Genomic DNA, 15,244 nt, shown 5'->3' with positions numbered 1-15,244 from the left:
GACGCTACCGCGCCTTATCCGGCAATGCATTAATTAGTCAAACGGCGGTGGGGCCAGCACTTCACGATTACCGTTGTGCCCCTGTTCGCTGACAATCCCCTGCGCTTCCATCTGTTCGATAATACGCGCTGCACGGTTATAACCAATGCGGAACTGACGCTGTACGCCAGAAATTGACGCTTTGCGTTTTTCAGTGACAAACTGCACCGCCTGATCGAACAACGGATCCAGTTCTTCAGCGCCATCGAAACCACCCGCACCACCTTCGCTTTCGCTGTCGGAGGTGATGCCATCAACATACTGTGGGCGACCACGCGCTTTCCAGTCCTGCACCACGGCATGAACTTCCTGATCGCGAACAAAAGCACCATGGACACGTACCGGCAACGTGGAGTTCGGCCCAGAGTAGAGCATATCCCCCATACCCAGCAGTGATTCCGCGCCAGCCTGATCAAGAATGGTACGTGAGTCAATCTTACTGGATACGGTAAAGGCGATACGGGTCGGAATATTCGCTTTAATCAGACCAGTAATAACATCAACCGATGGACGCTGAGTTGCCAGTACGAGGTGGATACCCGCGGCACGGGCTTTTTGCGCCAGACGTGCTATCAGCTCTTCCACTTTTTTACCTACCGTCATCATCAGGTCGGCAAATTCGTCAACCAACACCACAATGTATGGTTCTTTTTTCAGCACCGGATGCTGGGCATCCATACTGTCACCCGGCTTCCAGTACGGGTCTGGAATCGGACGCATCATGCGATCGGCTTCAGCAATTTTTTCGTTATAACCCGCCAGATTACGCACACCCAGCGCAGACATCAGTTTATACCGACGCTCCATCTCGTTAACACACCAGCGCAGCGCGTTGGCGGCATCTTTCATATCAGTAACGACTTCCGTTAACAGGTGCGGAATGCCTTCATACACCGAAAGCTCCAGCATTTTCGGGTCGATCATGATGAAACGCACATCTTCTGGCTGTGCTTTATAAAGCATGCTCAGGATCATCGCGTTCACACCGACAGATTTACCGGAACCGGTAGTCCCCGCAACCAACAAGTGCGGCATTTTCGCCAGATCGGCAACCACCGGCTCACCGGCGATATCTTTACCCAGCACCACGGTTAATGGCGACGGATTATCGCGGAATTTGGCGTTATCCAAAACTTCGCGCAGATAAACGGTTTGTCGTTTTTTATTTGGTAACTCCAGACCTACATAGGGTTTGCCAGGAATAACTTCAACGACACGCACCGCCACCGTCGAAAGTGAACGGGCAAGGTCCCGTGACAAGTTAGAAATGCGCGCCGCTTTTACGCCAGGAGCCAGGTTAAGTTCAAAGCGAGTGATAACCGGCCCCGGAGAGTAATTGACGACATCGGCTTTAATACGGAAATCAGCCAGACGCGCTTCCACCAGACGAGCCATTTGTTCAAGCGCAAAGGTATCTACCGGCTCCACTTCGCTCGGCGGCGGTGTCAGCAAATCCAGAGAAGGCAGCGGCGTCGTCGGTTTATGCAACGGACGGCTGTCGCCATTACGCATCAACAGCGGATGAAGCAGGGTATCCTGCGGTTGTGGCGCAACTGGCTGTTGTGGCTGCTGATACTGCTGCTGCGGCGCAACCGGTTGTTGCGGCTGCTGATATTGCTGCTGTGGCGCAACCGGTTGTTGCGGCTGCTGATATTGTGGCTGCGGCGCAACCGGCTGTTGTGGCTGCTGATACTGCGGCTGCGGCGGAACTGGTTGTTGCGGCTGCTGATATTGCTGCTGCGGTGCAACCGGTTGTTGCGGCTGCTGTACAGGTTCAACAATTGGCGTAAACAACGGTTCGTGTGGACCATCATCCAGCAACGCTTTCATTGGCGAAAATTCAAAATCATCCAGCGAGAACGGATTCGCCCCAGCCGGTTGTTCGCCGGAATAACGTTGTTGTTGAGTTTGCGCAAACTGACGAGCCAGTTCAGCCTCTGCCGCAGCATCTGCATCTTCTGCGTTTACGGGCACATCATGTTGATACTGTTCGCCATAGCGTTGCTGCTGTGTCTGGGCGAACTGACGTGCCAGTTCATCCTGCTGCATCGCATCGATTTCATCATCGTTGTACTGATCGCCAGAATCGTACTGATTGCGCTGGGCTTCACGGGCTTTTTCTTCCGCCGCACGCTGTGAGGGCAGCTTAATACCGTAAGACGCCAGTTCACGACGAGTTGGCACGCGGATACGTTTCGGTCGTGGCAACTGCGGACCAATCCCCTCTTTGACCTGAGGACGCGGTCCACCGCTATTTGCCAGACTGAAGACTGGCGCGGCAACGGTTGCGGCAGCCCCCGTCGCCAGTGTCGCTTTTTTCACGCCAGATGCCAGCGGGGAAACAGCGGCAGCGGCTTCTACTGGAGGTACTGCTGCAACAGAAGGTGCTTTCAGCGAAGATTTGATCGGTTCTGGTTCTTTAACCGGTTCTGGAATCGGTTGATACCAGGCCGCAAGTTGTTCACGTTCACGGGCTCGCTTCTCTTCAACTTCTTCAAAGTAGTAAAGCGGCGGACGCGCGGGTTTTGTCTCTTCTACAACGGGTTCAGGCTCCACAACAGGCTGCTGTTCAACGGGTTGCGGCTGTTGGTACAACGGCTCCTGAGCGGCTGGCTGCTGATAAGTTTGCTCAGTCTGGTATGTAGACTGTGGAGCAAAAGTGGATTGCTGCTCTTCGGCTTGCCAGGCGTTACCTGCCACCGGTTGTTCTGGCGCAGGGGCATAATACGGCTGTTGCGCAGGTTGTTCAGCTGCAGGTGCATAATACGGCTGCTGCGGCTGTACTGGTTGTTGCAGCGGCTCATTATATTGCACTGCAGGCTGCGCATATTGTGACTGCTGTGGGTAACCTTCCGGTGCAGGAGCAATAACCGGCTCTCCCGTTTGTGGACCCGGTACAGGCTGCCAGGCTACTGTAGGTTGCGCAGGTGGAACATCAACAGAGGCAACAGGCGGCGTCTGAGTCACAGGTTCAACCGGCGCAGCCCAGCTTTGTGTCGCCGTGGTAGCAGCAGCTGCTACAGCGACAGGTTCGGTAATTGGCGCACCGTTTAATAATGGATCGTATTCGTCATATTCTGGCTGCGTTGCACGATTGCCCGAAAATAGGACGTCGTCCGGGTCGGCAGCCACACCGCGTGCAGTGTAGGTAATCTCTTCGTCATCATCCATCCGCTTACCGGAGAACAACGCAGCGTCTGTTTGCCGCCCCATCGGATTAATGAATTTTTCCGCCAACCGTTTACGACGCGCTAGCGCGCCGCGAAGAATACGGGCACGGCGTGATTCATGCTGTTTGCCGTGATTTTCATCTTCATACTCTTCGTCGTCTTCATACTCATCTTCATCGACCCAGGTATCATCGCGACGGGTACGATTACTGGCGAAGGTGAGAATGTTTAAAATCCAGCCGCCGAGTTTTTCAGCAATGGTCACCCATGACCAACCGGTGAACAACGTCAGGCCCGCTGCCCAAACGCAGAGCAGCGCAATAGTTCCCCCGCTACTGTGTAGCAGTGGTTGTAGCGTAGTGCTTAGTAAGCTGCCAATGACGCCACCGGAGGCAAAATACCAGATATCGTCAGCGTTGATTGCCGCCAGACCACAGGAGGTAAGGATGAGCGCCAAAACGCCAATGATGCGTAGCGAAACGGCAAAATAATCAATGTATTCGTCGCTGGACTGATGACGCCAGGCAAACCAACAACCGCCGACAATAATGACGGGAATGGTGTAAGCCATCACGCCAAAAATAAAGAACAGCGTATCTGCCAACCACGCACCGGGCATCCCACCTAAATTATGGATAGGTTCATGCCAGGCCGTTTGCGACCAGCTGGGGTCCGAAGGGTTAAAGCTTAGTAAGGCAGCCATCAACCAGACGGCAAACAGGACAATAAGGATCAGCAACGCCTCCAGAAGGCGGCGGCCGCTACTTAACTTTGTCAATGTGACTTCTTTGTCTTCAGTGTATTCCTGGCTCAAGAAAGGCTCTCCAGGTTACAGGCTTTTCCTGCCCGATGCTAAAACGGACAACAGTACCAGGTTACCCCAGTACTGTTGCTGTATGGATTAACAGGAGTGTAATCAAAATACGCCGATTTTGCACCTGTTCCGTGTTAGCGCGTCTTAATAACCAGACGATTACTCTGCTTGACTTCTTCCATAACAACGTATGTCCGTGTGTCATTGACGCCAGGCAGACGCAGCAGGGTTTCCCCCAGCAACTTACGGTAGGCTGACATATCCGGCACGCGTGTTTTCAACAGGTAGTCGAAATCACCGGATACTAAATGACACTCCTGAATTTCTTCAAGTTTTTGTACAGCGGTATTGAATTGTTCAAACACATCCGGTGCGCCACGATTCAGAGTAATCTCAACGAATACCAGAAGTGATGCATCCAGATAATGGGGGTTAAGCAGCGCCGTATAGCCCTGAATAAACCCTTGTCTTTCCAGCCGACGCACACGCTCAAGGCACGGCGTTGGGGAAAGTCCCACACGTTTAGAAAGCTCGACGTTAGAAATACGCCCATCCTTTTGCAACTCATTAAGAATGTTACGATCGATACGGTCGAGATCTTTGCCAGGGCGCTTCTTGCTATCTACCATTATTATTGTCTCTCTGTATTCCTTCCCTACTCCTGTCTGACCCTGAAACATCACTGTTCAGAGTCGCTACCCGTCACGATAGACCGAAATCATGAAGATTCACGGCGCGCAATGCCTGGGTCTACGGTGAGAAGACCGTTGCCTTGTGGCAGCTATCGACATCACGAATGGCGTCTGTCCACGCCATACGTAGATTTCACTAGCACGGTAAACATGGTATTTACATGCATGGTTATGCGCATATAAGAATACTGTTTTTTTTCTTCCTCGAATGTTTTCGCAAAACACCAGGGGATTGTCAAAGCAAAACATCGATTTTTAGTACAACATGCCAGATATTCATTAACAGGGGCGTTTATTCATCATTTAATCGGCTTATAAAGCGGGAAATTTAAGTAGCAGAGGTGATAATGACGGGAGAATTTGACCTGCTTATCGATGCTGCCGATTGCACAAATTGTTAACAAAATCGTCATACTCTTTTTTTACGTCTGTAAATTCCCTACAATCCTGCCCATTGTCTGCCAACAACTATGGGGATCTCATGGGCACGACCAAACACAGTAAACTGCTTATCCTGGGTTCAGGCCCGGCGGGATACACCGCTGCTGTCTACGCGGCGCGCGCCAACCTGCAACCTGTGCTGATTACCGGCATGGAAAAAGGCGGCCAACTGACCACCACCACGGAAGTGGAAAACTGGCCTGGCGATCCAAACGATCTGACCGGTCCGTTATTAATGGAGCGCATGCACGAACATGCCACCAAGTTTGAAACTGAGATCATTTTTGATCATATCAACAAGGTGGATCTGCAAAACCGTCCGTTCCGTCTGAATGGCGATAACGGCGAATACACTTGCGACGCGCTGATTATTGCCACCGGAGCTTCTGCACGCTATCTCGGCCTGCCCTCTGAAGAAGCCTTTAAAGGCCGTGGGGTTTCTGCTTGTGCAACCTGCGACGGTTTCTTCTATCGCAACCAGAAAGTTGCGGTCATCGGCGGCGGCAATACCGCGGTTGAAGAGGCGCTGTATCTGTCTAACATCGCTTCGGAAGTGCATCTGATTCACCGCCGTGACGGTTTCCGCGCGGAAAAAATCCTCATTAAGCGCCTGATGGATAAAGTGGAGAACGGCAACATCATTCTGCACACCAACCGTACGCTGGAAGAAGTGACCGGCGATCAAATGGGTGTCACTGGCGTTCGTCTGCGCGATACGCAAAACAGCGATAACATCGAGTCACTCGACGTTGCCGGTCTGTTTGTTGCTATCGGTCACAGCCCGAATACTGCGATTTTCGAAGGGCAGCTGGAACTGGAAAACGGCTACATCAAAGTACAGTCGGGTATTCATGGTAATGCCACCCAGACCAGCATTCCTGGCGTCTTTGCCGCAGGCGACGTGATGGATCACATTTATCGCCAGGCCATTACTTCGGCCGGTACAGGCTGCATGGCAGCACTTGATGCGGAACGCTACCTCGATGGTTTAGCTGACGCAAAATAATTTTACAAATCAGTAACAAAAGTAAAGAAGGCGACACCATGCGACTATGGGTCGCCTTTATTTTTTCCCCGTTGTAACATTGCTCTGCAAATAATTCTGATAACTCACCTGCTAAGCGTGCAATGAATAAATCTCGTCAAAAAGAGTTAACCCGCTGGTTAAAACAGCAAAGCGTCATCTCCCAACGTTGGCTGAATATTTCTCGTCTGCTGGGCTTTGTGAGCGGCATATTGATCATTGCCCAGGCCTGGTTCATGGCGCGAATTCTGCAACATATGATTATGGAGAATATTCCCCGTGAAGCCCTGCTGCTTCCCTTTACGTTACTGGTTCTGACCTTTGTACTGCGCGCATGGGTGGTCTGGTTACGCGAACGGGTGGGTTATCACGCCGGGCAGCATATCCGCTTTGCCATCCGCCGTCAGGTTCTCGACCGTCTGCAACAAGCAGGGCCAGCGTGGATTCAGGGTAAACCTGCGGGGAGCTGGGCGACGCTGGTACTCGAGCAAATTGACGATATGCATGATTACTATGCACGCTATCTGCCGCAAATGGCGCTGGCAGTGTCGGTGCCGTTGCTGATTGTGGTGGCGATCTTCCCCTCTAACTGGGCTGCGGCGCTCATTCTGCTGGGCACAGCACCGCTAATTCCGTTGTTTATGGCGCTGGTTGGAATGGGGGCTGCCGATGCTAACCGACGTAACTTTCTCGCTCTTGCTCGCTTAAGTGGGCATTTCCTCGATCGCCTGCGCGGCATGGAAACATTGCGTATTTTTGGTCGTGGTGAAGCTGAAATTGAAAGTATTCGTTCTGCTTCGGAAGATTTCCGCCAACGGACAATGGAAGTGCTACGACTGGCGTTTTTATCCTCCGGCATTCTCGAATTTTTTACCTCGCTGTCAATTGCTCTGGTGGCGGTCTACTTTGGTTTTTCCTATCTCGGCGAGCTGGATTTTGGTCACTACGATACTGGCGTGACGCTGGCTGCGGGTTTTCTGGCCCTGATCCTTGCGCCAGAGTTTTTCCAGCCATTACGCGATCTCGGTACGTTTTATCATGCTAAAGCCCAGGCTGTTGGTGCAGCTGACAGTCTGAAAACGTTTATGGAAACCCCGCTCGCCCATCCGCAGCGCGGTGAGGCGGAATTAGCATTGACCGATCCGCTGACCATTGAGGCCGAGGATCTGTTTATCACGTCGCCGGAAGGTAAAACGCTGGCCGGACCGCTGAACTTTACTTTGCCAGCAGGCCAACGTGCAGTGTTGGTTGGTCGCAGCGGTTCAGGTAAAAGCTCACTGCTGAACGCGCTTTCTGGTTTTCTCTCATATCAGGGATCATTACGAATCAACGGGATAGAATTACGCGATTTATCACCAGAATCATGGCGTAAACATCTCTCCTGGGTTGGGCAAAACCCACAATTACCGGCAGCAACATTACGGGATAACGTACTACTGGCGCGACCTGATGCCAGCGAACAAGAATTACAAGCAGCGCTGGATAACGCCTGGGTCAGCGAGTTTCTACCGCTCCTGCCACAAGGCGTTGATACGCCTGTTGGCGACCAGGCTGCCCGCCTTTCCGTGGGGCAGGCGCAGCGCGTGGCGGTGGCCCGTGCGTTACTAAATCCCTGTTCGCTATTACTGTTGGATGAACCCGCTGCCAGCCTTGATGCTCACAGTGAACAGCGCGTAATGGAGGCGCTGAATGCCGCCTCTCTGCGCCAGACAACGTTAATGGTCACCCACCAGTTAGAAGATCTTGCTGACTGGGATGTCATTTGGGTTATGCAGGATGGCCGGATTATTGAGCAAGGACGTTACGCGGAATTAAGTGTGGCTGGTGGCCCATTCGCCACATTACTGGCCCATCGTCAGGAGGAGATTTAAATGCGCGCTTTGCTACCCTATCTGGCACTGTATAAACGTCATAAATGGATGTTAAGTCTTGGTATTGTGCTGGCAATTGTGACGCTGCTCGCCAGTATCGGTCTGTTGACACTTTCCGGCTGGTTCCTCTCGGCCTCAGCGGTTGCGGGGGTTGCCGGACTGTACAGCTTCAACTATATGCTACCCGCTGCGGGCGTGCGTGGCGCAGCAATCACCCGTACTGCCGGGCGCTATTTTGAACGTCTGGTAAGTCACGACGCGACTTTCCGCGTGTTGCAGCATCTGCGCATTTACACCTTCAGCAAATTGCTGCCCCTCTCCCCTGCCGGACTGGCGCGCTATCGTCAGGGCGAATTGCTCAATCGCGTGGTGGCGGATGTTGATACGCTCGATCATCTTTACCTGCGCGTTATCTCGCCGCTGGTGGGCGCTTTTGTGGTGATTATGGTGGTGACAATCGGGTTAAGTTTCCTTGATTTCACCCTCGCCTTTACGCTGGGCGGCATTATGTTACTGACGCTTTTCCTGATGCCACCGCTGTTTTATCGTGCGGGAAAAAGCACCGGGCAAAATCTGACTCATCTTCGCGGACAGTATCGCCAACAACTGACGGCCTGGCTGCAAGGGCAAGCTGAGCTGACCATTTTTGGTGCCAGCGATCGTTATCGCACGCAACTAGAGAATACAGAAATTCAATGGCTGGAAGCGCAACGCCGTCAATCTGAACTGACCGCATTGTCGCAAGCGATAATGCTGCTCATTGGCGCGTTAGCGGTGATCCTGATGCTGTGGATGGCGTCTGGCGGCGTTGGCGGCAATGCTCAACCCGGCGCGTTAATTGCCCTGTTTGTCTTCTGCGCGTTAGCCGCGTTTGAAGCACTGGCACCAGTAACGGGTGCATTTCAGCATCTGGGGCAAGTCATTGCCTCTGCCGTTCGGATCACTGATTTAACGGATCAAAAACCGGAAGTCACCTTCCCTGATACCCAAACTCGTGTTGCCGATCGCGTTTCGCTGACATTACGGGATGTTCAGTTCACTTATCCGGAGCAATCCCAACAGGCACTTAAAGGGATTTCTCTTCAGGTAAACGCCGGGGAACATATTGCGATTCTCGGGCGAACCGGATGCGGCAAATCAACACTGTTACAACTGCTGACCCGCGCTTGGGACCCGCAACAGGGCGAGATTTTGCTTAACGATAGCCCCATAGCCAGCCTGAATGAAGCGGCTCTACGACAGACCATCAGCGTTGTTCCTCAGCGAGTGCATCTGTTTAGCGCCACGCTGCGTGATAATCTGTTACTCGCCTCGCCTGGCAGTAGTGATGAGGCTCTGTCGGAGATCTTGCGTCGCGTTGGTCTGGAGAAGCTGCTCGAGGATGCAGGTCTCAACAGTTGGTTAGGTGAAGGCGGACGCCAGCTCTCCGGTGGTGAACTGCGCCGTCTGGCTATCGCCCGTGCGCTGTTACATGATGCGCCACTGGTGTTGCTGGATGAACCTACCGAAGGCTTAGATGCCACAACCGAAAGCCAGATCCTTGAATTGCTTGCAGAAATGATGCGTGAGAAAACGGTGTTAATGGTCACCCATCGACTTCGCGGACTCTCTCGTTTCCAACAAATAATAGTGATGGACAACGGGCAAATTATTGAGCAAGGTACTCACGCAGAACTGCTTGCCAGACAGGGGCGTTATTACCAGTTCAAGCAGGGTTTGTAAGCTATTATTGAACGATCCGACTTGCGTGGAGTTTTGCGGTCATGCGCCTGGTTCAGCTTTCTCGCCATTCAATAGCCTTCCCTTCCCCGGAAGGCGCATTACGTGAGCCTAACGGCCTGCTGGCACTTGGGGGCGATCTTAGCCCTGCGCGCCTGTTAATGGCTTACCAGCGTGGTATTTTTCCGTGGTTTTCTCCAGGCGACCCCATCCTCTGGTGGTCGCCCGATCCCCGCGCGGTGCTATGGCCAGAATCACTGCATATCAGCCGTAGTATGAAGCGATTTCATAAACGCTCGCCCTATCGTGTCACGATGAATTACGCTTTTGGTCAGGTCATTGAAGGCTGTGCCAGCGATCGCGAAGAAGGAACCTGGATCACGCGTGGCGTGGTCGAAGCCTACCATCGCCTTCACGAACTCGGTCATGCCCACTCCATTGAAGTCTGGCGTGAAGATGAGCTTGTCGGCGGTATGTACGGCGTGGCCCAGGGAACACTATTTTGTGGCGAGTCCATGTTCAGCCGGATGGAAAATGCGTCTAAAACGGCGCTTCTGGTATTCTGTGAGGAATTTATCGGTCATGGCGGTAAGCTTATCGACTGCCAGGTCCTTAACGATCACACAGCATCGCTTGGTGCCTGCGAAATTCCCCGCCGGGATTACCTTAATTATCTCAATCAAATGCGCCTCGGACGATTGCCGAATAATTTCTGGGTACCACGGTGCTTGTTTTCACCACAAGAATGAATGTTTTCGGCACATTTCTCCCCAGAGTGTTATAATTGCGGTCGCAGAGTTGGTTACGCTCATTACCCCGCTGCCGATAAGGAATTTTTCGCGTCAGGTAACGCCCATCGTTTATCTCACCGCTCCCTTATACGTTGCGCTTTTGGTGCGGCTTAGCCGTGTGTTTTCGGAGTAATGTGCCGAACCTGTTTGTTGCGATTTAGCGCGCAAATCTTTACTTATTTACAGAACTTCGGCATTATCTTGCCGGTTCAAATTACGGTAGTGATACCCCAGAGGATTAGATGGCCAAAGAAGACAATATTGAAATGCAAGGTACCGTTCTTGAAACGTTGCCTAATACCATGTTCCGCGTAGAGTTAGAAAACGGTCACGTGGTTACTGCACACATCTCCGGTAAAATGCGCAAAAACTACATCCGCATCCTGACGGGCGACAAAGTGACTGTTGAACTGACCCCGTACGACCTGAGCAAAGGCCGCATTGTCTTCCGTAGTCGCTGATTGTTTTACCGCCTGATGGGCGAAGAGAAAGAACGAGTAAAAGGTCGGTTTAACCGGCCTTTTTATTTTGTGATATGTATGAAGTACTTTGGAAGTATAAGTCCATAACTTGTCTCGATGTAGATATACTGCACAAGTTGTTTACAGTATGAGCAAACAATAATTATCATTAAAATTCTTCTTGACCGTTTTACTCCAACTCCCTATAGTAGCGCCCCGTTGCCACCCATGAGGTTTGGCAGCAAAACAATTTGGTGAGGTGTCCGAGTGGCTGAAGGAGCACGCCTGGAAAGTGTGTATACGGCAACGTATCGGGGGTTCGAATCCCCCCCTCACCGCCAGATTACAAGCGCATGTTATTGTTTAACATGCGCTTTTTTATTTGTCCTTCCGGACAGTATGCCATCGGGTATGCCATCTGAAACCGGTTTATATGCCCCACGATCATATCTTATCGGACAATTTCCGATCTTTGAGCATACTGGCAAAGCTATACTGCCAGCATGTCAGGATAGTGTTTTGCGATAATATCATTCAGTCTGTCAACCAGTTCTGGTTTCCTGAACGTGATGTGTGCGGAGCCCTTCTTAAAGTATCTGATGCTGAACATCTCATCTTCATAGCTCTCTTTACCCTGAACAGACTGAATGTGATCATCCAGACGAAGGGTGATGTTTCCCCGGTTGTCGGGGATTGGTTTGCCGCTGAACAGGTGCAGCATTCTTTCCAGGTCGGCAAGTCGATCTGCCTGTTGCCCGCTGTTCAGATGAAACCCCCACCGGTCCCATCTCACCAGATTGTTGACGATAATTTTATTACCAAATTTACAGGGGGAGTTGGTTTTGTAATTCCAGTTCAGCCCTCTGAAGACGTTGATCACCCCTCGCTCAAACACCTCATCCTTATTCTGGTGCAGTTGTTCAAATGTGCTCAGGATGTTCGCTTCGCTGATTTCCGGAAAATTATCGTACTCCAGTGACCGGTACCATGTATCACGGGCCTGCGCATCCATTAATGACAGCATCCCGGAACGTTGCATCAGGTCACGCCAGATTTCGCGGTCAAGGTTGCGGGTGATGGCTTTCATTGCTGTTTCAGGTTTCTCCATGAGCCAGCAGCCACAGCGAAAATCCTGTTTCATCGCCCAGTCCAGTGCGGTTTTACCGCCAATACTTTCTGTCATTGCTGAGATTTCAGCCAGCTGCCGGATAAGTGTGTCGATTTGCAGCAGCGTACTCTTTCGTACAGTCAGAATGTGGCGGATACTGGTTGAGCAGATAACGTCCGTATGCCCGTTGACCACTTCCGGACGGGAGGCTGTGATATCAGACATAATCGATATTCCTTTTTGCAGATAAATGAAAACGCCAGCCCTGTTCAGGCTGGCGTCAGTGGAATGAAGTCTGGTGAGTAAGACTCACTGGTTCTGTTGCAGAAACTGCAACTGGCGCAGGGTACGGATATCCTCCCTGGCCTGTTCAATGCAGGGCAGCAGTGCTGCCGAATCCGTTTTATCCTCATCGTTGTCAAAGATAATTCCCGATTCGCAGTCGATATTGTCCTGTAGCCACGCAATCAGAATATCCAGTGCGGTTTCCGTGGTTAATGATTTCATGTTGTTCCTGGTTACCAGTCGAAAGTGGGCAGGTCCGGCAGACATTCAGCGCTGGCATCCAGATGAATGAGACTGACGCCATAACGTTGGATGAGTGTGACAACCAGACGACGGAACGTTTTTGACAGCCCCAGGCGCTTGAGCCGCAGAACCGGATATGACCACGCATCGGTACGTAACAGATATCCGCTACCTGTGAAATGAATCCATTCTGATTCACCGAAGTCACTGGTCTGGTGTGACAGCGAGTACAGCCAGGCGTTATCCTTTTCCGTGATATGTGCGGTACTGCAGCGTATGCCGGCAAGGGTTGCAAACGGTGGTAGTGTGCAGGTTGACTGTTGGTCGGATTCCTCCACCACGCGGAGTGAATAACCGTTTTCAGCGACCTTGTTAATCAGTTCAGTGAGATTAACACCATCGACGTCAGCGACAATTCGCCCCATGTTCAGTGCCTGCGCATTAATGCTGTCGGCTTCCAGCGTCAGGGCCAGTTTCATTGTTTCGCCCCCGGATGTTTACCCAGGGTAATGTTATTTACCGTTCTGTAGTTGTCGCGGGTCATCAGGCCGGTTGCCCGGCGTGCCCGGAGGATATCAATACTGTTTATTAACTGAGAACGGGTACAGGCGCTGAATCCCGGCTGGTCGGTACGTACCAGTGCGTATTTTTCAACGAGAAAGTTCACCGCATCGCACAGTGAAATGCCTGCCTCAATATGCTGCTCAATCACACGTTCATCAGCGAACGGTGTGTCATTCAGAGTAAGGCCGTAGTGCTGATCCAGCAGTCGGGTGAGCAGTGTCTGCCAGATTTCAACCGGAGACGGGCGTGAACTGGCCGCCTGCCCGGGTAATACAGGTAATGTTTTCATACTGAAGATTTTCCTGAAATGCAGAGATGAAAAATGGAAAAGTGGCGTGGTGAAAGCACCAGGCCGGAGCAGAAGGTTATTCTGGAGAGTTACTTTTTCGTTTCGGGCGTCGGATAAACAGCCATATAAACGTAGCCACAACTGCCGAGGGCATCGGCTTCGCAGGTCAGCCCTTTTGCATACAGCGTGACGGTATGCTGATGGCGGGGATTCAGTTCACCGCTGGTGAGCATGAGCTCCAGTTGTTTCATCAGCAGCGGAAAGGCCTGGTCCAGATGGTACGCATCCGCGTCGCTGAACCGGCCTCTGATACCGGCGCGGTCGGCAAGGTAATGCAACTGATTGCCCTCCTGCACCAGACGGGCGCCGAAACAGGGCGTCACGGTGCAGGGTAGTCCCCACCAGGGACGGTCATGATTGTCATCGGGATGCGTTGTCCCGGAGAGTGTGTCTGACACGATAAAATCCTCACAGAAAATCGGTGAATGATAGTTTAACGATGACGAGTCAGCCGGCGCGCAGACCGGCTTCGGTGAAGGTGTATTCGTTGATGAGTAGGGCCTCATCCACAGCGGCGTCTGAGGTCAGCCAGTCGTACTCGTTTTCCAGTTGACGGTACAACCAGAAGGCCAGGTCGCGCAGGGCTTCACTGACTGCGGCTTCCGCATCGGTTGTCATAGTCTGACCAGTCGGACTGTTCCTGGTAACAGTGATATCCATGCTGTACGGATGGCAGTAACGTCCCCGGTGACTGATTTCAGCCTGTAATTGCCAGAAGTTACGTTTCTGCACCGCCTGCAGGACATCCGCGATACGATGGAGTTCATGCTCCTGTGGGGCATACTCCCGGATTCTTCTGACTGTCGCTGGCTGCCAGTGCCAGCGTCCTTCAAAACAGGCTCCGTCCCCCTGGCTGCAGAATCCGCTGAACCAGATGCTCGGCTCTTCCATAAACCTGCCGTTGCTGAGCCGGAAAACGCGCTGGCGGAGGTCAATCCCGAAAATGTCACAGACCTCCCTGAAGTCTTCATACACGTTTTCATACCAGTTGCTGTCAGCATGATGCTGACGGTACCCGTCGCGGGCTTTTTCCCGTGCGGTGGCGGATAGCTCATCCAGTGTATACACGGTGGAGGTGATAATTCTGCTCATCTGAATGCCCGTCCTGATTCAGTTCAGGGTGACGCTCATCAGCCGGACATACGGGCCAAAACTGTCCTTACGGCGTTCAGCAAACACGGCCAGCACACCGGGAATATCCTGCACTTCACGACCGGTATACGCTTCAGTGCTGCCGTGCCAGCGGTATTTGCCGGTACAGAACGGGAAAAGACGGGATGCAGGATGCTGACGGTGAATACGCATGGCTTCACCACGGGTGATGATTTTCATAATGGGATACCTCTGAAGACAGAAGATAAAAGTGAAAACAGGTGTGATGTGGTTGTGACGGTGACGGGTTAAAGCAGGCCGTGTTCCGCAAAGGAGAAAACCTGGCTGCCACCGACTATCAGATGGTCCGGCACCCGGATATCCACCAGGGCCAGCGCCTGTACCAGACGCTCAGTGATAAGCCGGTCAGCCTTACTGGGGGTGACTTCACCGGACGGGTGGTTGTGTGCCAGCACCACGGCAGCGGCATTGTGGTACAGGGCACGTTTAATCACTTCCCGGGGATGGACTTCCGTGCGGTTGATGGTGCCGGTGAAGAGGGTTTCACCGGCAATCAGCTG

At 52.3% G+C, this 15,244-nt stretch carries 15 protein-coding genes, 1 tRNA gene and 2 pseudogenes; 8 read left to right on the top strand and 10 right to left on the bottom strand.

Features of this window, described 5'->3' with window-relative positions:
* Nucleotides 1-33 precede the first annotated feature (33 nt).
* A complete protein-coding gene (ftsK, locus tag K0778_RS07680) occupies nt 34-4,023 on the bottom strand; it encodes a DNA translocase FtsK (RefSeq protein ID WP_000077038.1) in 3,990 nt (1,329 codons plus the stop codon).
* Nucleotides 4,024-4,157: 134 nt separating this feature from the next.
* A complete protein-coding gene (lrp, locus tag K0778_RS07675) occupies nt 4,158-4,652 on the bottom strand; it encodes a leucine-responsive transcriptional regulator Lrp (protein ID WP_000228473.1) in 495 nt (164 codons plus the stop codon).
* Between the two features lie 544 nt (nt 4,653-5,196).
* On the opposite strand from lrp, the gene trxB reads away from it, so the two are divergent.
* The 8 genes and pseudogenes from trxB (at nt 5,197) to K0778_RS07645 (ending at nt 11,363) form a co-directional block, all read left to right on the top strand.
* Nucleotides 5,197-6,162 carry a thioredoxin-disulfide reductase gene (trxB, locus tag K0778_RS07670; protein WP_000537418.1) on the top strand — a complete coding sequence of 322 codons (966 nt, stop codon included), beginning with the start codon at nt 5,197-5,199 and terminating at the stop codon, nt 6,160-6,162.
* 122 nt (nt 6,163-6,284) lie between these two features.
* Nucleotides 6,285-8,051, top strand: coding sequence for a cysteine/glutathione ABC transporter permease/ATP-binding protein CydD (gene cydD / locus K0778_RS07665; RefSeq protein WP_001043577.1), 1,767 nt, complete (start codon nt 6,285-6,287; stop codon nt 8,049-8,051).
* Entirely contained in the window at nt 8,052-9,773 is a 1,722-nt protein-coding gene (gene cydC / locus K0778_RS07660; RefSeq protein ID WP_001202189.1) for a cysteine/glutathione ABC transporter ATP-binding protein/permease CydC, read from the top strand. It abuts the gene before it with no gap.
* 41 nt (nt 9,774-9,814) lie between these two features.
* A complete protein-coding gene (aat, locus tag K0778_RS07655; RefSeq protein WP_001241678.1) occupies nt 9,815-10,519 on the top strand; it encodes a leucyl/phenylalanyl-tRNA--protein transferase in 705 nt (234 codons plus the stop codon).
* Nucleotides 10,520-10,664: pseudogene (locus K0778_RS28580) on the top strand (hypothetical protein); the annotation flags it as partial.
* Nucleotides 10,665-10,723: 59 nt separating this feature from the next.
* Nucleotides 10,724-10,876: pseudogene (locus K0778_RS28575) on the top strand (hypothetical protein); the annotation flags it as partial.
* Complete coding sequence (gene infA, locus K0778_RS07650; RefSeq protein WP_001040187.1) at nt 10,804-11,022, top strand: translation initiation factor IF-1; 219 nt, start codon at nt 10,804-10,806, stop codon at nt 11,020-11,022. The pseudogene K0778_RS28575 and the gene infA, both read left to right, overlap by 73 nt.
* Nucleotides 11,023-11,275: 253 nt before the next feature.
* Nucleotides 11,276-11,363 (top strand) — tRNA-Ser (locus K0778_RS07645).
* Nucleotides 11,364-11,512: 149 nt separating this feature from the next.
* On the opposite strand, the gene K0778_RS07640 is transcribed toward K0778_RS07645, so the two are convergent.
* From K0778_RS07640 to K0778_RS07605, 8 genes are all read right to left on the bottom strand, one after another.
* Nucleotides 11,513-12,355 (bottom strand): DUF4942 domain-containing protein, encoded by an 843-nt coding sequence (locus K0778_RS07640; protein ID WP_063084795.1) that lies wholly within the window; start codon nt 12,353-12,355, stop codon nt 11,513-11,515.
* An 84-nt stretch (nt 12,356-12,439) separates the two neighbouring features.
* The gene (locus tag K0778_RS07635) at nt 12,440-12,637 is read right to left on the bottom strand and encodes a DUF957 domain-containing protein (protein WP_000839248.1); all 198 of its coding nucleotides are present in this window, start codon (nt 12,635-12,637) and stop codon (nt 12,440-12,442) included.
* An 11-nt stretch (nt 12,638-12,648) separates the two neighbouring features.
* Nucleotides 12,649-13,137 carry a DUF5983 family protein gene (locus tag K0778_RS07630; RefSeq protein WP_059239990.1) on the bottom strand — a complete coding sequence of 163 codons (489 nt, stop codon included), beginning with the start codon at nt 13,135-13,137 and terminating at the stop codon, nt 12,649-12,651.
* The gene (gene cbtA, locus K0778_RS07625) at nt 13,134-13,511 is read right to left on the bottom strand and encodes a type IV toxin-antitoxin system cytoskeleton-binding toxin CbtA (protein WP_000854821.1); all 378 of its coding nucleotides are present in this window, start codon (nt 13,509-13,511) and stop codon (nt 13,134-13,136) included. The genes K0778_RS07630 and cbtA overlap by 4 nt, the downstream gene beginning before the upstream one ends.
* A gap of 89 nt (nt 13,512-13,600) precedes the next feature.
* Entirely contained in the window at nt 13,601-13,969 is a 369-nt protein-coding gene (locus K0778_RS07620) for a type IV toxin-antitoxin system YeeU family antitoxin (protein ID WP_059239988.1), read from the bottom strand.
* Between the two features lie 49 nt (nt 13,970-14,018).
* Nucleotides 14,019-14,663 carry a hypothetical protein gene (locus tag K0778_RS07615; protein ID WP_063084794.1) on the bottom strand — a complete coding sequence of 215 codons (645 nt, stop codon included), beginning with the start codon at nt 14,661-14,663 and terminating at the stop codon, nt 14,019-14,021.
* 18 nt (nt 14,664-14,681) lie between these two features.
* On the bottom strand, nt 14,682-14,903 hold the full coding sequence (locus K0778_RS07610; RefSeq protein ID WP_000692353.1) for a DUF987 domain-containing protein: 222 nt from the start codon (nt 14,901-14,903) through the stop codon (nt 14,682-14,684).
* Between the two features lie 68 nt (nt 14,904-14,971).
* A partial coding sequence (locus K0778_RS07605; RefSeq protein WP_032156692.1) for a JAB domain-containing protein occupies nt 14,972-15,244 on the bottom strand: 273 nt, incomplete at its 5' end.

This window comes from Escherichia sp. XD33, from assembly GCF_019375075.1.
Taxonomy (GTDB): domain Bacteria; phylum Pseudomonadota; class Gammaproteobacteria; order Enterobacterales; family Enterobacteriaceae; genus Enterobacter; species Enterobacter flexneri_A.
This window is presented reverse-complemented; position numbering and strand designations above follow the sequence as displayed.

What these genes read in the sequence shown, in the direction of transcription:
- lrp (WP_000228473.1), bottom strand. Translation starts at nt 4,652, where the DNA reads ATGGTAGATAGCAAGAAGCGCCCTGGCAAAGATCTCGACCGTATCGAT.
- trxB (WP_000537418.1), top strand. Translation starts at nt 5,197, where the DNA reads ATGGGCACGACCAAACACAGTAAACTGCTTATCCTGGGTTCAGGCCCG.
- cydD (WP_001043577.1), top strand. Translation starts at nt 6,285, where the DNA reads ATGAATAAATCTCGTCAAAAAGAGTTAACCCGCTGGTTAAAACAGCAA.
- cydC (WP_001202189.1), top strand. Translation starts at nt 8,052, where the DNA reads ATGCGCGCTTTGCTACCCTATCTGGCACTGTATAAACGTCATAAATGG.
- aat (WP_001241678.1), top strand. Translation starts at nt 9,815, where the DNA reads ATGCGCCTGGTTCAGCTTTCTCGCCATTCAATAGCCTTCCCTTCCCCG.
- infA (WP_001040187.1), top strand. Translation starts at nt 10,804, where the DNA reads ATGGCCAAAGAAGACAATATTGAAATGCAAGGTACCGTTCTTGAAACG.
- K0778_RS07640 (WP_063084795.1), bottom strand. Translation starts at nt 12,355, where the DNA reads ATGTCTGATATCACAGCCTCCCGTCCGGAAGTGGTCAACGGGCATACG.
- K0778_RS07635 (WP_000839248.1), bottom strand. Translation starts at nt 12,637, where the DNA reads ATGAAATCATTAACCACGGAAACCGCACTGGATATTCTGATTGCGTGG.
- K0778_RS07630 (WP_059239990.1), bottom strand. Translation starts at nt 13,137, where the DNA reads ATGAAACTGGCCCTGACGCTGGAAGCCGACAGCATTAATGCGCAGGCA.
- cbtA (WP_000854821.1), bottom strand. Translation starts at nt 13,511, where the DNA reads ATGAAAACATTACCTGTATTACCCGGGCAGGCGGCCAGTTCACGCCCG.
- K0778_RS07615 (WP_063084794.1), bottom strand. Translation starts at nt 14,663, where the DNA reads ATGAGCAGAATTATCACCTCCACCGTGTATACACTGGATGAGCTATCC.
- K0778_RS07610 (WP_000692353.1), bottom strand. Translation starts at nt 14,903, where the DNA reads ATGAAAATCATCACCCGTGGTGAAGCCATGCGTATTCACCGTCAGCAT.